The 16,607-nt window shown below is 69.9% G+C and carries 15 protein-coding genes and 2 tRNA genes; 10 read left to right on the top strand and 7 right to left on the bottom strand.

The genetic code is table 11. The features are described from left to right. Nucleotides 1-78: 78 nt before the first annotated feature. The 3 genes from AMK29_RS03865 to AMK29_RS03855 form a co-directional block, all read right to left on the bottom strand. Nucleotides 79-723: a superoxide dismutase gene (locus tag AMK29_RS03865; protein ID WP_073807425.1), complete on the bottom strand. Its 645-nt coding sequence runs from the start codon at nucleotides 721-723 to the stop codon at nucleotides 79-81. A 192-nt stretch (nucleotides 724-915) separates the two neighbouring features. Next, the gene (locus AMK29_RS03860) at nucleotides 916-2,325 is read right to left on the bottom strand and encodes an amino acid permease (RefSeq protein WP_073807423.1); all 1,410 of its coding nucleotides are present in this window, start codon (nucleotides 2,323-2,325) and stop codon (nucleotides 916-918) included. 113 nt (nucleotides 2,326-2,438) lie between these two features. After that, nucleotides 2,439-3,824 (bottom strand): amino acid permease, encoded by a 1,386-nt coding sequence (locus AMK29_RS03855; RefSeq protein ID WP_073807420.1) that lies wholly within the window; start codon nucleotides 3,822-3,824, stop codon nucleotides 2,439-2,441. 263 nt (nucleotides 3,825-4,087) lie between these two features. Between AMK29_RS03855 and AMK29_RS03850 the strand changes: the two genes are divergently transcribed. After that, nucleotides 4,088-4,681, top strand: coding sequence for a biotin transporter BioY (locus AMK29_RS03850; RefSeq protein WP_073807415.1), 594 nt, complete (start codon nucleotides 4,088-4,090; stop codon nucleotides 4,679-4,681). Between the two features lie 74 nt (nucleotides 4,682-4,755). Here AMK29_RS03850 and AMK29_RS03845 read toward each other — a convergent pair whose 3' ends face one another. Further along, nucleotides 4,756-6,192, bottom strand: coding sequence for an amino acid permease (locus AMK29_RS03845; RefSeq protein WP_073807412.1), 1,437 nt, complete (start codon nucleotides 6,190-6,192; stop codon nucleotides 4,756-4,758). A gap of 196 nt (nucleotides 6,193-6,388) precedes the next feature. Here AMK29_RS03845 and AMK29_RS03840 point away from each other — a divergent pair, with 196 nt between their 5' ends. Then, nucleotides 6,389-6,883, top strand: a complete 495-nt coding sequence (locus tag AMK29_RS03840) for a ribose-5-phosphate isomerase (protein ID WP_073807410.1) — start codon at nucleotides 6,389-6,391, stop codon at nucleotides 6,881-6,883. Continuing rightward, nucleotides 6,883-7,701 carry an Fpg/Nei family DNA glycosylase gene (locus AMK29_RS03835; RefSeq protein ID WP_073807408.1) on the top strand — a complete coding sequence of 273 codons (819 nt, stop codon included), beginning with the start codon at nucleotides 6,883-6,885 and terminating at the stop codon, nucleotides 7,699-7,701. The genes AMK29_RS03840 and AMK29_RS03835 overlap by 1 nt, the downstream gene beginning before the upstream one ends. A gap of 10 nt (nucleotides 7,702-7,711) precedes the next feature. Here the strand turns inward: AMK29_RS03835 and AMK29_RS03830 are convergent, their stop codons facing one another. Further along, nucleotides 7,712-8,941, bottom strand: a complete 1,230-nt coding sequence (locus tag AMK29_RS03830) for a GNAT family N-acetyltransferase (RefSeq protein ID WP_073807403.1) — start codon at nucleotides 8,939-8,941, stop codon at nucleotides 7,712-7,714. A gap of 106 nt (nucleotides 8,942-9,047) precedes the next feature. Here AMK29_RS03830 and AMK29_RS03825 point away from each other — a divergent pair, with 106 nt between their 5' ends. Beyond that, on the top strand, nucleotides 9,048-10,193 hold the full coding sequence (locus AMK29_RS03825) for a PP2C family protein-serine/threonine phosphatase (protein WP_073807400.1): 1,146 nt from the start codon (nucleotides 9,048-9,050) through the stop codon (nucleotides 10,191-10,193). A gap of 167 nt (nucleotides 10,194-10,360) precedes the next feature. Continuing rightward, the gene (locus AMK29_RS03820; RefSeq protein ID WP_015033610.1) at nucleotides 10,361-10,555 is read left to right on the top strand and encodes a hypothetical protein; all 195 of its coding nucleotides are present in this window, start codon (nucleotides 10,361-10,363) and stop codon (nucleotides 10,553-10,555) included. A 73-nt stretch (nucleotides 10,556-10,628) separates the two neighbouring features. On the opposite strand, the gene AMK29_RS03815 is transcribed toward AMK29_RS03820, so the two are convergent. Next, a tRNA-Gly gene (locus AMK29_RS03815) sits at nucleotides 10,629-10,702 on the bottom strand. A 132-nt stretch (nucleotides 10,703-10,834) separates the two neighbouring features. Between AMK29_RS03815 and AMK29_RS03810 the strand changes: the two genes are divergently transcribed. From AMK29_RS03810 to clpX, 5 genes are all read left to right on the top strand, one after another. Further along, nucleotides 10,835-10,911: transfer RNA gene (locus AMK29_RS03810), tRNA-Pro, on the top strand. A gap of 171 nt (nucleotides 10,912-11,082) precedes the next feature. Further along, nucleotides 11,083-12,468: a trigger factor gene (gene tig, locus AMK29_RS03805; RefSeq protein ID WP_073807398.1), complete on the top strand. Its 1,386-nt coding sequence runs from the start codon at nucleotides 11,083-11,085 to the stop codon at nucleotides 12,466-12,468. Between the two features lie 241 nt (nucleotides 12,469-12,709). Continuing rightward, the gene (locus tag AMK29_RS03800) at nucleotides 12,710-13,327 is read left to right on the top strand and encodes an ATP-dependent Clp protease proteolytic subunit (RefSeq protein ID WP_073807395.1); all 618 of its coding nucleotides are present in this window, start codon (nucleotides 12,710-12,712) and stop codon (nucleotides 13,325-13,327) included. A gap of 62 nt (nucleotides 13,328-13,389) precedes the next feature. Next, entirely contained in the window at nucleotides 13,390-14,052 is a 663-nt protein-coding gene (locus tag AMK29_RS03795) for an ATP-dependent Clp protease proteolytic subunit (RefSeq protein WP_073808261.1), read from the top strand. 155 nt (nucleotides 14,053-14,207) lie between these two features. Then, nucleotides 14,208-15,491, top strand: coding sequence for an ATP-dependent Clp protease ATP-binding subunit ClpX (clpX, locus tag AMK29_RS03790; RefSeq protein ID WP_015033605.1), 1,284 nt, complete (start codon nucleotides 14,208-14,210; stop codon nucleotides 15,489-15,491). Between the two features lie 70 nt (nucleotides 15,492-15,561). Here the strand turns inward: clpX and AMK29_RS03785 are convergent, their stop codons facing one another. Then, complete coding sequence (locus AMK29_RS03785; protein ID WP_073807392.1) at nucleotides 15,562-16,515, bottom strand: hypothetical protein; 954 nt, start codon at nucleotides 16,513-16,515, stop codon at nucleotides 15,562-15,564. Between the last annotated feature and the right edge of the window lie 92 nt (nucleotides 16,516-16,607).

Raw genomic sequence — 16,607 nt, 5'->3', positions numbered from 1 at the left:
TTCGTCATTCCGCCTGCCGCGCGAAGGGTGAGAAGACGATCACGAGCAGGACGACGGGGGGCCCTCTGCGGGCGCCGGTCAGAAGGAGATCAGCGGCACCGAGGCCTTGGCGGCGTGGTAGCGCTTGTTCACGTCCTGCCAGTTGACGACCTGCCACATGGCGTCGATGAAGTCGACCTTCTGGTTCTTGTACTGGAGGTAGAAGGCGTGCTCCCAGGCGTCGAAGACCAGGATCGGGACCGAGCCCTGGCCGACGTTGCCCTGGTGGTCGTAGACCTGCTCGACGATGAGCCGGCCGCTGACCGGCTCGTAGGCGAGGACGCCCCAGCCGGAGCCCTGGGTGGTCGCGGAGGCCTTGGTCAGCTGGGCCTTGAACGCGGCGAAGGAGCCGAACGACTCGGTGATCGCGTCCGCGAGGTCGCCGACGCCGTCGGCGGCCAGCGGCTCGCCCCCGCCGCCGCCCTTGGGGCTTGCCATGTTGTTCCAGTAGATGGAGTGGAGGATGTGGCCGGAGAGATGGAAGGCCAGGTTCTTCTGCAGGCCGTTGATCGCGCCCCACTGGTCCTTGGCGCGGGCCTCCTCCAGCTGCTCCAGGGTGTCGTTGGCTCCCTTGACGTACGCCGCGTGGTGCTTGTCGTGGTGCAGCTCGATGATCTGCGGATTGATCACCGGCTCCAGCGCCGCGTAGTCGTACGGCAGCTCCGGAAGTGTGTAGATCGCCATGCCCGGCTCCTTCGACTGCTGCTTATTGCAACCTATATGCAAGTGCAGGCTAACAGTAGGTACGGGTCTCAGGTGATCATCCCTTCGTCCTAGGTCCCGCGTCCCGCCCCGCCCCTGCTCGGACGGCCGGAACCCCCGGACCGAGCGACGGTCCGGGGGTTCCGGGGGGTGCGTGAGGGAGCGGAGGGGGCGTCAGGACGCGCGGGCCGCCGCCTTCTGCCGTACGAAGCCGATGACGGCGAGGACCAGCGTCAGGGCGCCGGTCCCGTACAGCTGCGTCCGCGTGCCCTCCTCACGGGCCATCAGGACGAAGATCGCCGCCATGCCGGCGAGCGCCACCCAGGTCAGCACCGGGAAGGCCCACATCCGCACGACGAGCTTCTCGGGTGCCTCGCGCTCGGTGCGGCGGCGCAGGATCAGCTGGGAGGCGGCGATGAAGAACCAGACGACCAGGATGATGGCGCCGATCGTGTTGAGCAGCCAGACGAAGATGTCGTCGGGGCGCCAGTAGCTGAGCAGCACACAGCCGAAGCCGAAGACGGAGGAGACGAGGACCGCCGGCCGGGGGACCCCGCCGAAGGTGCGGCCGAGCGCCTTCGGGCCCTGCCCGCGGGCGACGAGCGAACCGGCCATCCGGGAGGCGCCGTAGATGTTGGCGTTCATCGCCGAGAGCAGGGCGACGAGCACGACCACGTTCATGATCTGACCGGCCGCCGGGATGCCCAGGTGGTCGAGGGTGGCGACGTACGGGCCCTTCTCGACGACCGTCTTGTCGTCCCACGGCACGAGGGTGACGATGACCGCCATCGAGCCGATGTAGAAGAGCGCGATCCGCCACATCGCCGTCCGCACGGCCTTGGCGACGCCCTGCACCGGGTGCTCCGACTCGGCGGCGGCGATGGTGACCGTCTCCAGACCGCCGTACGCGAAGACGGAGGCGAGCAGACCCACGATCAGGCCCTCGGAGCCGTTCGGGAAGAAGCCGCCGTCACCGGTGAGGTTCGCCGTGCCGGGGGAGTCCGTGCCCGGCAGGACACCGGCGATGGCGAGCACGCCGATCCCGAGGAAGAGGACGATCGCACCGACCTTCAGCGCGGCGAACCAGAACTCGAACTCGCCGAAGTTCTTCACGGCCGCCAGGTTGGTGGCACAGAAGACCAGCATGAAGAGCGCGACCCAGGCCCACTCGGGGCTGTCCGGGAACCAGCCCGTCATGATCTTCGCCGCGCCGATACCCTCCAGGCCGACGGCGACGCAGAGCAGGAACCAGAAGGCCCAGCCGGCGGTGAAGCCGGCCCAGGGGCCGAGGGCCCGCTCGGCGTGGACGGAGAAGGAGCCCGAGGCCGGGTTCGCGGCGGACATCTCGCCGAGCATCCGCATCACCAGCATCACGAGGATGCCGGAGAGGGCGTAGGCGATCACGATCGACGGTCCCGCGACGGCGATGCCGGCACCGGAACCGACGAAGAGTCCGGCGCCGATGACACCACCGAGGGCGATCATCGAGAGATGGCGCTGCTTGAGGCCGTGCGAGAGGCCGTTCGAGGAGGTCGCCGCGTCGTCCTTGCGGTCGACGGGCTCGGGCGCGGTGGTCCGGGACATGGGCCGCCCTGTTCATTGGCTGAGACGGGGAACGGCCACAGTCTGGGTCGGCACACCGTTCACAGGGAACGGATGTCCGCTATACGGGCACCACCTTCACACAAGGTGAAGAACTACCTCCGCTTCGTGCGCAATTCTCGCACCCCGGCCACCAGGAGCACCGCCCCCGTCGCCGCAGCCGACCACAACACCTGCGGGCGCGCCGCCTCGTCGGCCAGCATCAGGACCAGCACCGCCGCCATCGCGGCGAGCGCCACCCAGGTCAGCCACGGGAAGCCCCACATCCGCAGCGTCAGCGTCTCCGGCGCCTCCCGCTCGATCCGGCGCCGCAGCCGCAGCTGCGAGACCGCGATCAGCGCCCACACGAAGAGCAGGACCGCCCCGACCGCGTTGAGCATGTAGAGGAAGACGGAGTCCGGCCACTTCAGATTGAGGAGTACGGAGACGAAGCCGAAGGCCACCGAGGCGAGGACCGCCCGGCGCGGCACCCCTCCGCCCGACACCCGGAGCAGTCCCTTCGGCGCCTCCCCGCGCTCCGCGAGCGAGAACACCATCCGGGAGGAGCCGTACAGGTTCGCGTTGAGCGCCGACAGCAGCGCCACGAACACCACCACGTTCATGATCTGGCCCGCCCCGGGCACCCCGATCGCGTCCAGGACCGCCACGTACGGCGACTCGCCCGGCTTCATCGACGTCCACGGCAGGAGCGTCACGATGACCAGCATCGAGCCCACGTAGAAGAGGAGGATCCGCCACACCGCGCTGCGCACCGCCCGCGCCACGTTCCTGGCCGGGTCGTCCGACTCGGCCGCCGCGATCGTGACGACCTCCAGACCGCCGAAGGCGAAGACCACGGCGAGGACGCCCGAGACCACCCCCGCCCAGCCGTTCGGCAGGAACCCGCCCTGCCCGGTCAGGTTCGCCAGGCCCACCGGATCGGTCTCCGGGAGCCAGCCGGCGATCGCCAGCACCCCGAGCACCAGGAACAGCACGATCGCGCCGACCTTGAGCGCCGCGAACCAGAACTCGAACTCGCCGAAGTTCTTCACCGCCGCGAGGTTGGCGACGGTGAACACGACCATGAAGACCAGCACCCAGCCCCACTGCGGGACCCCCGGCACCCAGCCGTGCGCGATGCGCGCCGCGCCCGTCGCCTCCACGGCGAGGACGACCACGAGCAGGAACCAGTACAGCCACCCCACCGAGAAGCCCGCCCACCGGCCGAGCGCGCGTTCGGCGTGGACCGAGAAGGCCCCCGACGCCGGCATCGCCGCCGACATCTCGCCCAGCATCCGCATGACCAGCATCGCGAGCGCGCCGGCGAGCAGGTACGAGACCACGATCCCGGGCCCGGCGACGGCGATGCCGGCCCCCGAGCCGACGAAGAGTCCGGCGCCGATCACCCCGCCGAGCCCCAGCATCGTCAGATGACGCTGCTTCAGACCGTGGGAGAGGGGCTCCGGTTCGGTGACCAGAGGGGACGGCGGGGCGTCGCGCATGGTGGGGGACTCGCGCTCTCGGGGAATAGGCACTTTATGGAGACTCCACAGTCTCTCTGTTGACCTCCCTCTGACGCAAAAGGGGCGTCTGCTGCAGAGATCCCAGTGACAAGGGTCACGTGGCGCCCCGCAGAAAAACCATCCTTTGTCAGAACCTGATGAAGCGGCTGGCATGCGCTTTGTCGGCCGCTGACGGTGAGCGAGCGTTCACTCCTGGCATACCGTCAACCTGTCCCACCCACCCTCACCCTCGCGGAGTACCGATGAGCACCGCCGCCGCCCCCGCCCGTACCCTCCGTGCGGGCACCGTCCTCGCCGACCTGCTCCCGTCGAGCCGCACCCGCGACATCGCGCTCGTCGTCGGCGGCGCCGCCCTCACCGGCCTCGCCGCGCAGCTCTCCGTCCCGGTCCCCGGCTCCCCGGTCCCCGTCTCCGGCCAGACCTTCGCCGCCCTGCTCGTCGGCACCGCCCTCGGCGCCCGCCGCGGCTTCCTCGCCCTCGCGCTGTACGCGGTGGCCGGCATGGCGGGCGTGCCGTGGTTCGCGCAGGCCACCTCCGGCTACGGCATGCCCTCCTTCGGGTACATCCTCGGCATGCTCCTCGCCGCCACCGTCGTCGGCGCCCTCGCCCGCCGCGGCGCCGACCGCTCGGTGCTCCGCACGGCCGGCGCGATGGCCCTCGGCTCCGCGATCATCTACGCGGTCGGCGTGCCCTACCTGGCGCTCGCCACCGGCATGACCCTCGGCCAGGCCGTCGCCGCCGGTCTCACCCCGTTCCTCATCGGCGACGCCCTCAAGGCCGCCCTGGCGATGGGCGCCCTCCCGGCCGCCTGGAAGCTGCTCGGCCGCAAGGGCTGAGCCCCGCGCACCCATGAGGAGGGCCCGCCGTTCCCCGAGGAACGGCGGGCCCTCCCGCGTCGGGACCTCGGGCGCTACAGGCGCTCGGAGGCCTTCGCGAACCGCTCCTTGACCAGCGCGATCACGATGACGAGCGCGGCCACCAGGAGCGAGAGCACGACCTGCTCGCGGGCGCTGCCGCCGTCGTACAGCATGTAGCCCAGGACGAAGACGATCATGGCGATCGTGGCCCAGGTCAGGTACGGGAAGAGCCACATCTTCACGACCAGCTTCTCCGGCGTCTCGCGCAGGATGATGCCGCGCATCTTCAGCTGGGTCACACAGATGACCAGCCAGACGAAGAGCGCGACCGCGCCGGAGGAGTTGAGCAGGAAGGCGAAGACGGTGTCCGGCCACTTGTAGTTGAAGAACACCGCGGCGAAGCCGAAGACGACCGAGCCGAGGATCGCCGCCGTCGGCACGCCCCGCTTGTTGACCTTGGCGAAGGACTTCGGCGCGTCACCGCGCCGGCCGAGCGAGAAGGCCATGCGGGAGGCCGTGTAGAGGCCGGAGTTCAGGCAGGACAGCACGGCCGTGAGGACGATCACGTTCATGACCTGGCCGGCGTGCGGGATGCCGATGGAGTCGAGGGCGGCGACGTACGAGCCCTTGTCGACGATCGACTTGTCGTTCCACGGCAGCAGGGTGAGGACGACGAAGATCGAGCCCAGGTAGAAGACGCCGATCCGCCAGATCACGCTGTTGGTGGCCTTGGTGACCGCCTTCTGCGGGTCCTCGGACTCACCGGCGGCCAGGGTGACGATCTCGCTGCCCATGAAGGAGAAGACGACCATCAGCACACCGGTCAGGATCGCTCCCGCGCCCATCGGGAAGAAGCCCCCGGCGTCGGTGAGGTGTGCGAAGCCCGCGCCCGGGTTGTCGGAGCCCGGCAGCACGCCGAAGACCGCGAGCAGGCCGATGACCACGAAGGCGGCGATGGCCACCACCTTGATGCCGGCGAACCAGAACTCGAACTCGCCGTACGAGGAGACCGAGGCCAGGTTGGTGGCGGTGAGCACGACCATGACGATGAGCGCCCAGGCCCACTGCGGGACGGCCGGGATCCAGCTCTCCAGGATGACCGCGCCGGCGGTCGCCTCGACGGCGAGGACGACGACCCAGAAGAACCAGTAGAGCCAGCCGATGCTGAATCCGGCCCAGCGGCCGAGCGCCTGGTCGGCGTAGGCGGAGAAGGAGCCGGACGAGGGCCGGGCGGCGGCCATCTCGCCGAGCATCCGCATCACGAAGACGACCATGGTGCCGACGAGTGCGTACGAGAGCAGGATCGCGGGGCCGGCCGCGGCGATGCCGGAGCCGGAGCCGACGAACAGACCGGCGCCGATGACACCGCCGATGGCGATCATCGACAGGTGGCGGTTCTTGAGTCCGGCCTTGAGACCGTCGGAGGAGTGCGACGTACCGGGGGTACCGGTCGCCTCGCCGTCCTTCGTCAGGGTCGGTTGCGTGTTCATGAACGCTTCCTCGTGTGTGGGGGGTGCTCGGGTCGCGAGCCAGAGCATTGAACCCCGTGAACAGGGATGATCGGAAGACCTCATTCCGGATCGTTGTACGAGCGACCTCGCGAGAGTCGAAGGTCCGTACCAGGCCGGGTGAAGGTCCTGACCCCGCTGCCTGCTACCCGGGCCCGGACATGCCACACTCGGCACCATGCGCGTCTACATCGGTTCCGACCACGCCGGCTACGAACTCAAGAACCACCTCGTCGAGTGGCTCACCGCACACGGCCACGAGCCGGTCGACTGCGGTCCCCACATCTACGACGCCCTGGACGACTACCCGCCGTTCTGCCTGCGTGCCGCCGAGAAGACGGCCGCGGACGCGGACAGCCTGGGCATCGTCATCGGCGGCTCCGGCAACGGTGAGCAGATCGCCGCGAACAAGGTGAAGGGGGTGCGCGCCGCCCTCGCCTGGAGCGAGCAGACCGCCGCCCTCGGCCGCGAGCACAACAACGCCAACGTGATCTCCGTCGGCGGCCGGATGCACACCCGGGAAGAGGCGACCAAGTTCGTCGAGATCTTCCTCAACACCCCGTACTCCGGTGACGAGCGTCACACCCGCCGGATCGACATGCTCACCGCGTACGAGACCACCGGCGAGCTCCCCCCGATCCCGGCCCACCACCCGCAGGAGCCGACCGCCTGATGCCCGAGGGGCACACGATCCACCGACTGGCCGCCGACCACCGGGAACGGTTCGGCGGCCGGTCCGTGCGGGTGACCAGCCCGCAGGGCAGGTTCGCGGACTCGGCGGCGCTGCTCGACGGCGCCGTCCTCGAGACCACCGAGGCCCACGGCAAGCACCTCTTCCTCGCCTTCGAGGACAGGGAGTGGATCCACATCCACCTGGGCCTCTTCGGCAAGGTGACCTTCGGCGACACCACCGGCGCGCCCACCCCGCCGCCGACCGACACCGTCCGGCTGCGGATCGCCCACGCCGACGCGTACGTCGACCTCCGCGGCCCCACCACCTGCGCCCTGATCACGGACGCCGAGAAGCGGGCGATACACGACCGCCTCGGCCCGGACCCGCTGCGCGAGGGCGACGACCCCGCCAAGGCCTGGCGCCGGATCTCGACGTCCCGGACGACCATCGCCGCCCTGCTCATGGACCAGAAGGTCATCGCCGGCGTCGGCAACGTCTACCGCGCCGAGGTCCTCTTCCGGCACGGCATCGACCCGTACCGCGCCGGCCGGGACCTCACGGCGGCGGAGTGGGACGCGATCTGGACCGACCTGACGCTGCTGATGCGCGAGGGCGTACGGCTCAACCGCATCGACACGGTCCGCCCCGAGCACACCCCCGAGGCCATGGGCCGCCCGCCGCGCGTCGACGACCACGGCGGCGAGGTGTACGTCTACCGCCGGGCGACGATGCCCTGCCACCTCTGCGCGACGGAGATCCGCACCGCGGACCTCGCCTCCCGCAACCTCTTCTGGTGCCCCACCTGCCAGGCCCCCTAGGGACCCCCGCTCAGAACCCGTGCGGCAGCCACGGCGCCACCGGCGACCCGAAGGCCACGGACGCCTCCACCAGCGCCCCCTCGCGCAGCTCCCGCACCCGCCCGGCCGCGGCCAGCGACACCAGCGAGGTCCCGCCCAGATACGCCGAGCCCAACTCCCGCACGGACAGCGACAGATCCGCTGGCTCGGACGTCCGCGCGCACGCGGCGCCCTTCCGGTCCCCGGTCAGCCGCCAACGCCCCTCGTTCCACGGGCAGAACGCGTCCTCGACCTCCAGCACCACGTCCACCGGCGCCTGATACGTCCGCGCCTCCAGCGCCGCGCCGACCTCCACCAGACGCGCGTGCAGCGAGTCCCGCAGGGTCGGGGCGCAGCGCCGCACGTCGCTCACCAGGTGCTGCCAGCCGTCGTCGACCGGCCGGCTCCGGAGCTGTACCTCCGAGGCCAGGTCCACCGAGCAGAGGAAGCGCCACAGCGCCGCCTCCGCCACCGGATCGAGCCCCATCAGCTGGTGCACGACCACCTTCCCCTCGGCCCCCGTGTACGACCAGTCCGGCTTGACCGCGTAGTGCGCGTACCCCACGACCTCCCCGTCCCGCTCCGCGAGCACGCACAGCCGGGGCGAAGCGCCCTCCCGGTCGCCCTCGGGGTCGATCAGCGGCAGCCGCTCCCACCCCGGCCGCCGGGCCGTCATCCCCGGCCGCGCCGGCACGAGACGCGCGTACACGGCCTCGCACACCGCGGAGGACTCCGCGAGGTCGGCCTGCCGCAGCACCACCCCGTCCGTGCCCTCCGGCACCGAGAGCCGCACCCTCGTCGTGTCGATCACCGCCCGCGCCGCGTACGCCGCGACCCCGTACCCGAACCGCCCGTAGATCTCCGGCTCCGAGGCCGTGAGCACCGCGAGCGGCTCGCCCGCCGCCCGCAGGTCGTCCAGCTGCCGCCGCATCATCGAGGTCAGGATCCCGCGCCGCCGGTGCGTGCCGGCCACGCTCACCATCGTCACCCCGCCCGCCGGGACCGACGCGCCCCCCGGCACCGTGAGCCGGAACGTGAAGGCCCCCGCCGTCCCCACACACAGGTCGCCGTCCCACGCCCCCATGAAACGGTCGAACTCGGTCAGGTCACGCCACAGCTGTCGCTCCTCCGGCGACTCCGCGACACCTCCGAACGCAAGCTCCAACACCCCGTACCAGCGGTCCCATTCGGACGGGTCGAGAACCCGCAGTTCAGTCGTCATATGCCATCGATATCAGCGGCGCCCGTCCGGGGCGACCCGATTTCGCGCACAATGTCACCGGGGTACCCCTGCGCGATGCCGGACGGGATGGATAGGGTCCAGGCCAATGGGACACCGCGCCGGAGTGAACACGACCGCGGCCCGGTTGCGCAGGCGCGCCCGCCGGGCCCGCACCGCGCTGCGCAGGTCCGGCGTCGACTACTTCCGCGGGGACGGCTCCGACTGGCTCGCGTTCGCCGGGCTCTTCCTGATGATCCCGGCCATCGCCTGCGGCACGCTCCTCGACCCGGTCTGGTGCGCACCCGCCGCGCTCGTCCTGCCCATCGTCGCCGGCGGCCTGCTGCTGCGCCCTGCCAGCCTGCTCGGCCTGTACGCGGCGGCGGCCGGCGCCCTCATCGTCGAGTCCGTCGTCCTCGGCCCGTACACCCAGGGACCCGCCCGGGTCACCCCCGGCACCGTCCTCGTCGTCGCCGCCTGCGGCCTCTTCGGGCTGCTCATCGCCCAGTTCCGGGCCCGGGTCGGCGTGCCCTGGCGGCGCGGCGGCACCATGCTCTTCGACCTGCGCGAACGCATCCGCGTCCAGAGCGCCCTGCCCCGCCTCCCGCAGGGCTGGCACCGCGAGATGGCGCTGCGCCCGGCCGGCGGCCAGTCCTTCTCCGGCGACTTCGTCGTCGCCGCCCGCACCCACGGCGGCCGCACCCTGGAGGTCGTCCTCACCGACGTCTCCGGCAAGGGCATGGACGCCGCCTCCCGCTCGCTGCTGCTCTCCGGCGCCTTCGGCGGACTGCTCGGCTCGCTCCCGCCGCACGGCTTCCTGCCCGCGGCCAACGGCTATCTGCTGCGGCAGAACTGGGACGAGGGCTTCGCCACCTCCATCCATCTCGTCCTCGACCTGGAGTCGGGGGACTACGAGCTGTTCTCCGCCGGCCACCTCCCCGCCCTGCAACTCCACGCGGGCAGCGGCCGCTGGGAGGAGAAGGCCGCCGACGGACCCCTCCTCGGTGTCTACGACGGCGCCGAGTTCCACCCGGTCAAGGGCTCGCTGCGCCCCGGCGACGTCCTGATGCTCTTCACCGACGGCCTGGTCGAGGCCGCGGACCGGGACATCGCCGAGGGCATCGACCGGCTCACGGGCGAGGCCGACCGCTGCGTCGCCGAGGGCTTCGAGGGCGTCGCCTGGCACCTGATCGAAGCCGTCGCCAAGGACGTCAACGACGACCGGGCCCTCCTCCTCATCTCCCGCCCCGCCTGACGGGCCCGCGCCGTTCGTCCAGGATTCGCCGTGACCTCCTGCTGAGACGATTCGTCACCGGGCAGCGAGGGCAGGGGGGTTGGTGGCACGATGGAGACAGCGGGGGGTGTTCCGGGACTCGGGCTCCCTGGTGGGCAAGGCGGGACCGACCGAGGGTGTGATCAGTTGTGGCCATTTCACTGTCTGTGGTGTTGCTGTTGGCAATCATCCTGGTGGTGTTGATCCGCGGGGGGAACCTCAAGGGCGGCCCGGCCGTGGTCGCGGTGCTCTTCGGCTTCTTCCTCGCCTCCACCGGCATGGCCGACGACATCCAGCGCTTCCTGGACTCGATAACGCAGACGGTCGCCTCCATCAAGTTCTGAGAACTCCGCGGGGGACTTCCGGCGGGAACGACCACGGCCCGGTCGCGAGAGGCGAACCGGGCCGTGGGCCTGTTGGAGCGGGCGACGGGAATCGAACCCGCGTAGCTAGTTTGGAAGACTAGTGCTCTACCATTGAGCTACGCCCGCACAGCATCGCGCCGCAGGTCACGAGGACCGCGGCACGAAGAGCATGGTAGCGGTTCGGAGGCGGTTCGCGCACACCTGGAAAAGAGGGGGCGCCGGACAGTCTCCGTCCATGTACCCTACGTGTCGCACCGACGGGGTGTGGCGCAGCTTGGTAGCGCGTCCGCTTTGGGAGCGGAAGGCCGTGGGTTCAAATCCCGCCACCCCGACCATGACGATCACGCGCACAGCTCGCGCGCTCTTGATCACGTTGTGGGCGTCATCCCGCTTGCGGTTACTATGCAAGCTGCGTGCCCGTGTGTCTTTCTGACCGGGCCGACCCGCCGGAACCGCCACACGCGGCGCCGGTGGATTCCAGGAATCAGCCACAAGGAGACCGAACCGTGAAGAGCGCCGTGGAGACCCTGAACCCGACCCGGGTTCGGCTCACTGTCGAGGTGCCCTTCGAGGAGCTCAAGGACAGCCTCGACGCGGCGTACAAGAAGATCAACCAGCAGGTCACGGTCAAGGGCTTCCGTAAGGGCAAGATCCCTGCTCGCGTGATCGACCAGCGGTTCGGCCGCGGCGCCGTGCTGGAGGAGGCCGTCAACGACGCGCTCCCGAAGTTCTACACCGAGGCCGTGAACGAGGCCGAGGTCAACCCGCTGGGCCAGCCCGAGGTCGACATCACCGAGCTGAAGGACGGCGAGCTGCTGGCCTTCACCGCCGAGGTCGACATCCGCCCGACGATCGAGATCCCGGACTACTCCGGCATCGAGGTCACCGTCGACGCGGTCGAGGTCACCGACGAGGACGTCGAGAAGTCCGTGGAGCAGCTCCGCGAGCGCTTCGCCTCGACCTCCCCGGTCGAGCGCGCCGCCCAGGACGGCGACGTCGTCACCATCGACCTCGAGGCCAAGGTCGACGGCGAGGTCCTCCCCGACGGTGTCGCCGACGGTGTCTCGTACACCATCGGCTCCGGCGAGCTGCTCGACGGCATCGACGAGGCCGTCAAGGGCCTGGAGGCCGGTGGCGAGGCCACCTTCACCTCGCAGCTCAAGGGCGGCACCGCCGAGGGCAAGGACGCCGAGGTCACCGTCAAGGTCACCACCGTCGCCGCCCGTGAGCTCCCCGAGCTGGACGACGACTTCGCGCAGCTGGCGTCGGAGTTCGACACCCTCGACGAGCTCAAGGCCGACAGCCGCAAGCGCCTCGAGAACATGAAGCAGTTCGACCAGGCCACCCAGGCCCAGGAGCGCGTCCTCGACGAGCTCCTCAAGCTGGTCGAGGTCCCGATGCCCGAGAAGCTTCTCGAGGACGAGATCAACACCCGCAAGCACAACCTGGAGCACCACCAGCTCGGCCAGATGGGCCTCGACCTCGCGAAGTACCTGGAGATCCAGGGCAAGACCGAGGAGGAGTTCCTGGCCGAGACCAAGGAGCAGGCCGAGAAGGGCATCAAGACGCAGTTCATCCTCGATGAGCTCGTCAACAAGGAGAAGCTCGACGTCTCCCGCGAGGAGCTCACCGAGCACCTGTTCCGCCGTGCCGCCTCCTCCGGCATGAGCCCCGACCAGTTCGCCCAGGCCGTGGCCGAGGGTGGCCAGGTGCCGATGCTCGTCGGCGAGGTCGCCCGCGGCAAGGCCCTCGCGGTCGTCGTCGAGGCAGCCAAGGTCGTCGACACCAACGGTGAGGTCGTCGACCTCTCCGACGACGAGGACGAGGTCGAGACCGCCGCCGAGGCCGTCGAGGCCGCCGCCGGCGAGGCCGAGGTCTCCGAGGACAAGTAAGGGGCCCCCGCCCCGCGCGGACCCTGTTCCACGGGCCCGTACGCACTCCTGTGCGTACGGGCCCGTGGACGTACGCGGACCCCGCCCGGGGCCCCCAACTACCTTGCGCTCCCAGCGAACAGTTCGGGAACCGGGATGGCGTTGTCCCACCTGCGCGTTAGGGTCCATGAATACGAGGGCAGTGCCCTCGGAACGAGACGCTGAGACGGCCCACGGCCGTCGGAGACGAGCAGGTGGATACGTGACGAATCTGAAGCCTTACGCCGCGGGTGAGCCGTCCATCGGTGGCGGCCTCGGCGACCATGTCTACAACCGGCTGCTCGGCGAGCGCATCATCTTCCTCGGCCAGCAGGTCGACGACGACATCGCCAACAAGATCACCGCGCAGATGCTCCTCCTGGCCGCCGAGCCGGACAAGGACATCTTCCTGTACATCAACAGCCCCGGTGGCTCCGTGACGGCCGGCATGGCCGTCTACGACACCATGCAGTACATCCCCAACGACGTCGTGACCATCGGTATGGGCATGGCGGCCTCGATGGGCCAGTTCCTGCTCACCGGCGGCACCCCCGGCAAGCGCTTCGCCCTGCCGAACACCGACATCCTGATGCACCAGGGCTCCGCCGGCATCGGCGGCACCGCCTCCGACATCAAGATCCAGGCCGAGTACCTTCTCCGCACGAAGAAGCGCATGGCCGAGATCACCGCGCACCACTCCGGCCAGACCGTCGAGGCGATCATCCGCGACGGCGACCGCGACCGCTGGTTCACCGCGGAGGAGGCCAAGAACTACGGCCTCATCGACGACATCATCACGCACGCCGCGGGTGTTCCCGGCGGCGGCGGCACGGGCGCCTGAGCCCCGGCAGTCCGCTCAAGAGCCCCAGCCCAGCGAACGCCACCAGGACGGTGAACACCCAGATGCAGAACAACCTCTCCGCGAGCGGCCTCCACACCGGCGCGCCGATGGACAACCGCTACGTCGTGCCGCGCTTCGTCGAGCGCACCTCGCAGGGCATCCGCGAGTACGACCCCTACGCCAAGCTCTTCGAGGAGCGCGTGATCTTCCTCGGCGTGCAGATCGACGACGCCTCCGCCAACGACGTCATGGCGCAGCTGCTGTGCCTGGAGTCGATGGACCCGGACCGCGACATCTCGATCTACATCAACAGCCCCGGTGGCTCGTTCACCGCGCTGACCGCGATCTACGACACGATGCAGTTCGTGAAGCCGGACATCCAGACGGTCTGCATGGGCCAGGCGGCCTCCGCCGCGGCCGTGCTGCTCGCCGCCGGTACGCCCGGCAAGCGGATGGCCCTGCCGAACGCCCGCGTGCTGATCCACCAGCCGTCCGGCGGCACCGGCCGTGAGCAGCTCTCCGACCTGGAGATCGCGGCCCGCGAGATCCTGCGCATGCGCAGCCAGCTGGAGGAGATGCTGGCCAAGCACTCCTCGACCCCGATCGAGAAGATCCGCGACGACATCGAGCGCGACAAGATCCTCACGGCCGAGGACGCCCTGGCGTACGGCCTCGTGGACCAGATCGTCTCGACCCGTAAGAGCACGTCCGCCGCGGCACACTGACGCCCGACCTTCCCCTGGCACGGAGCATGTGGCCGAATCGCGACCATGTGAACCGTGCCAAGGGGGGCCCGAACGGGGGGCCCGGCAAGGTACCGTCGAATATGAGGCACCAGGAGTGCTGAACCAAGCACTCCCAGGCGAAGGGGAAGCACCTCGTGGCACGCATCGGTGATGGCGGCGACCTGCTCAAGTGCTCGTTCTGCGGAAAGAGCCAGAAGCAGGTGAAGAAGCTCATCGCGGGACCCGGTGTGTACATCTGCGACGAGTGCATCGACCTCTGCAACGAGATCATCGAGGAGGAACTCGCGGAGACGAGCGAGGTGCGCTGGGAGGAACTCCCGAAGCCCCGCGAGATCTACGAGTTCCTCGAGGGCTACGTCGTCGGGCAGGAACCCGCGAAGAAGGCCCTCTCGGTCGCGGTGTACAACCACTACAAGCGCGTCCAGGCCGGCGAGAACGGCGGCGCGCAGGGCAGGGACGACGCCATCGAACTGGCGAAGTCCAACATCCTGCTCCTCGGTCCCACGGGCTCCGGGAAGACGCTGCTCGCGCAGACCCTGGCCCGCATGCTCAACGTCCCGTTCGCCATCGCCGACGCGACGGCACTGACGGAGGCCGGCTACGTCGGCGAGGACGTCGAGAACATCCTGCTGAAGCTGATCCAGGCGGCCGACTACGACGTCAAGAAGGCCGAGACCGGGATCATCTACATCGACGAGATCGACAAGGTCGCCCGTAAGAGCGAAAACCCGTCGATCACGCGCGACGTGTCCGGCGAGGGCGTGCAGCAGGCCCTCCTGAAGATCCTGGAAGGGACGACGGCCTCGGTCCCGCCGCAGGGCGGACGGAAGCACCCCCACCAGGAGTTCATCCAGATCGACACGACGAACGTGCTCTTCATCGTGGGCGGCGCCTTCGCCGGCCTGGAGAAGATCATCGAGTCGCGTGCGGGCGCCAAGGGCATCGGCTTCGGGGCGACCATCCGCTCCAAGCGCGAGATCGAGGCGAGCGACCAGTTCCAGGAGGTCATGCCGGAGGACCTGGTGAAGTTCGGGATGATCCCCGAGTTCATCGGCCGTCTCCCGGTCCTCACCTCCGTGCACAACCTGGACCGCGAGGCGCTCCTCCAGATCCTGGTCGAGCCGCGGAACGCGCTGGTGAAGCAGTACCAGCGCCTCTTCGAACTCGACGGCGTGGAGCTGGACTTCGACCGCCCGGCCCTGGAGGCCATCGCCGACCAGGCCATCCTCCGCGGCACCGGCGCGCGCGGCCTGCGCGCCATCATGGAGGAGGTCCTCCAGTCGGTGATGTACGAGGTCCCGTCCCGCAAGGACGTGGCCCGGGTCGTCATCACGGCGGACGTCGTCCGCAACAACGTGAACCCGACGCTGGTCCCGCGGATCGTGAAGAACGACGGCAGGCACGAGAAGTCGGCCTGACGTCCGGACGTTCCATGAGTGAGGGGTCCCGCCCGAAGGCGGGACCCCTCACTCATGTCCGGTCGCGGGCTCAGAGCTTGACGCGGACTTCCTTGCGGAGCTTGGCCGTGAGGGCGGCGGCGTCCTCGGCGGAGCCGGCGTTGCCCGAGAGCAGGGCGGCCGCGTCGGTCGGGACCACGAAGCCCACCGTGCTGTGGTCGGCCCACACGCACATCGTCACGGTGAAGGCCGGCACGCCGGTGGAGGCGTTCGCCTTGCCCTGGGCCTGCTGGCACTTGAGGACCGCGCCGTCGAGCTCGGCCGGCGTGTACGCCTGCGGGCTGCCGATCAGCTGCGGCGCGTCCGCCTTGCCCGCTTCCTTGTCGGCCTCGGCCTTGGCGCTGGCGAAGATGTCGTCGACGACCTGCTCCGGGTCGTCGATCTCGCCGTAGAGGCCGTTGAAGGAGACGTACTTGCCCGCGAGGGGGTTGGCCGGGTTCTTCACCTCGTAGGAGGCGCGGACCTGCTGGGCGTTCTTGACGCCCTTCTGCTGGGCCTCCTTGAGGGACTCGTCGCCGCTCGCCTTGCCGCTGCCGGCGCCCTTCTTGTACTCCGTGAGCACCGTCTCCGGGGTGATCAGCTTGTGCGGACCGTCGTTCGCGACCGAGGAACCGGCGCCGCCACCGAACACGAAGTACGCGCCCACGCCGAGCGCCGCGACGACCGCGACCGCGCCGATGATCCAGCCGGCCTTGGACTTCTTCGGGGCCGGCGGGTGCGGTACGTAGCCGCCGGGGCCCTGGGGGGCGCCGTACGGGGGCTGCTGGCCGTAGGGACCGGGCTGCTGGGGGTAGCCGTACGGAGGCTGCTGCGGCGGGACGCCCTGCGGGGCCTGCTGGGGGTACCCGTAGCCCGGCTGCGGCGCCTGCGGCTGGCCGTAAGGGCCCGGCTGCTGCGGCTGCTGGCCGTACGGGCCCGGCTGGCCGTAGGGGCCGGGCTGCTGGGGCGGCTGGCCGCCGTACGGGCCGGGCTGGTTGTAGCTCATCGACAGGTTCCCCTCACAGGATGTTTATGCCTCCCGAACATCCTGGCGGAACCGCTGACCGGGAAGTGCGGCGGGGGCCACACCGTTACCGA

The organism is Streptomyces sp. CB02261 (assembly GCF_001905665.1).
Lineage (GTDB): Bacteria > Actinomycetota > Actinomycetes > Streptomycetales > Streptomycetaceae > Streptomyces.
The sequence above is the reverse complement of the archived record's forward strand: the minus strand, read 5'-3'. Positions and strand labels throughout refer to the sequence as shown.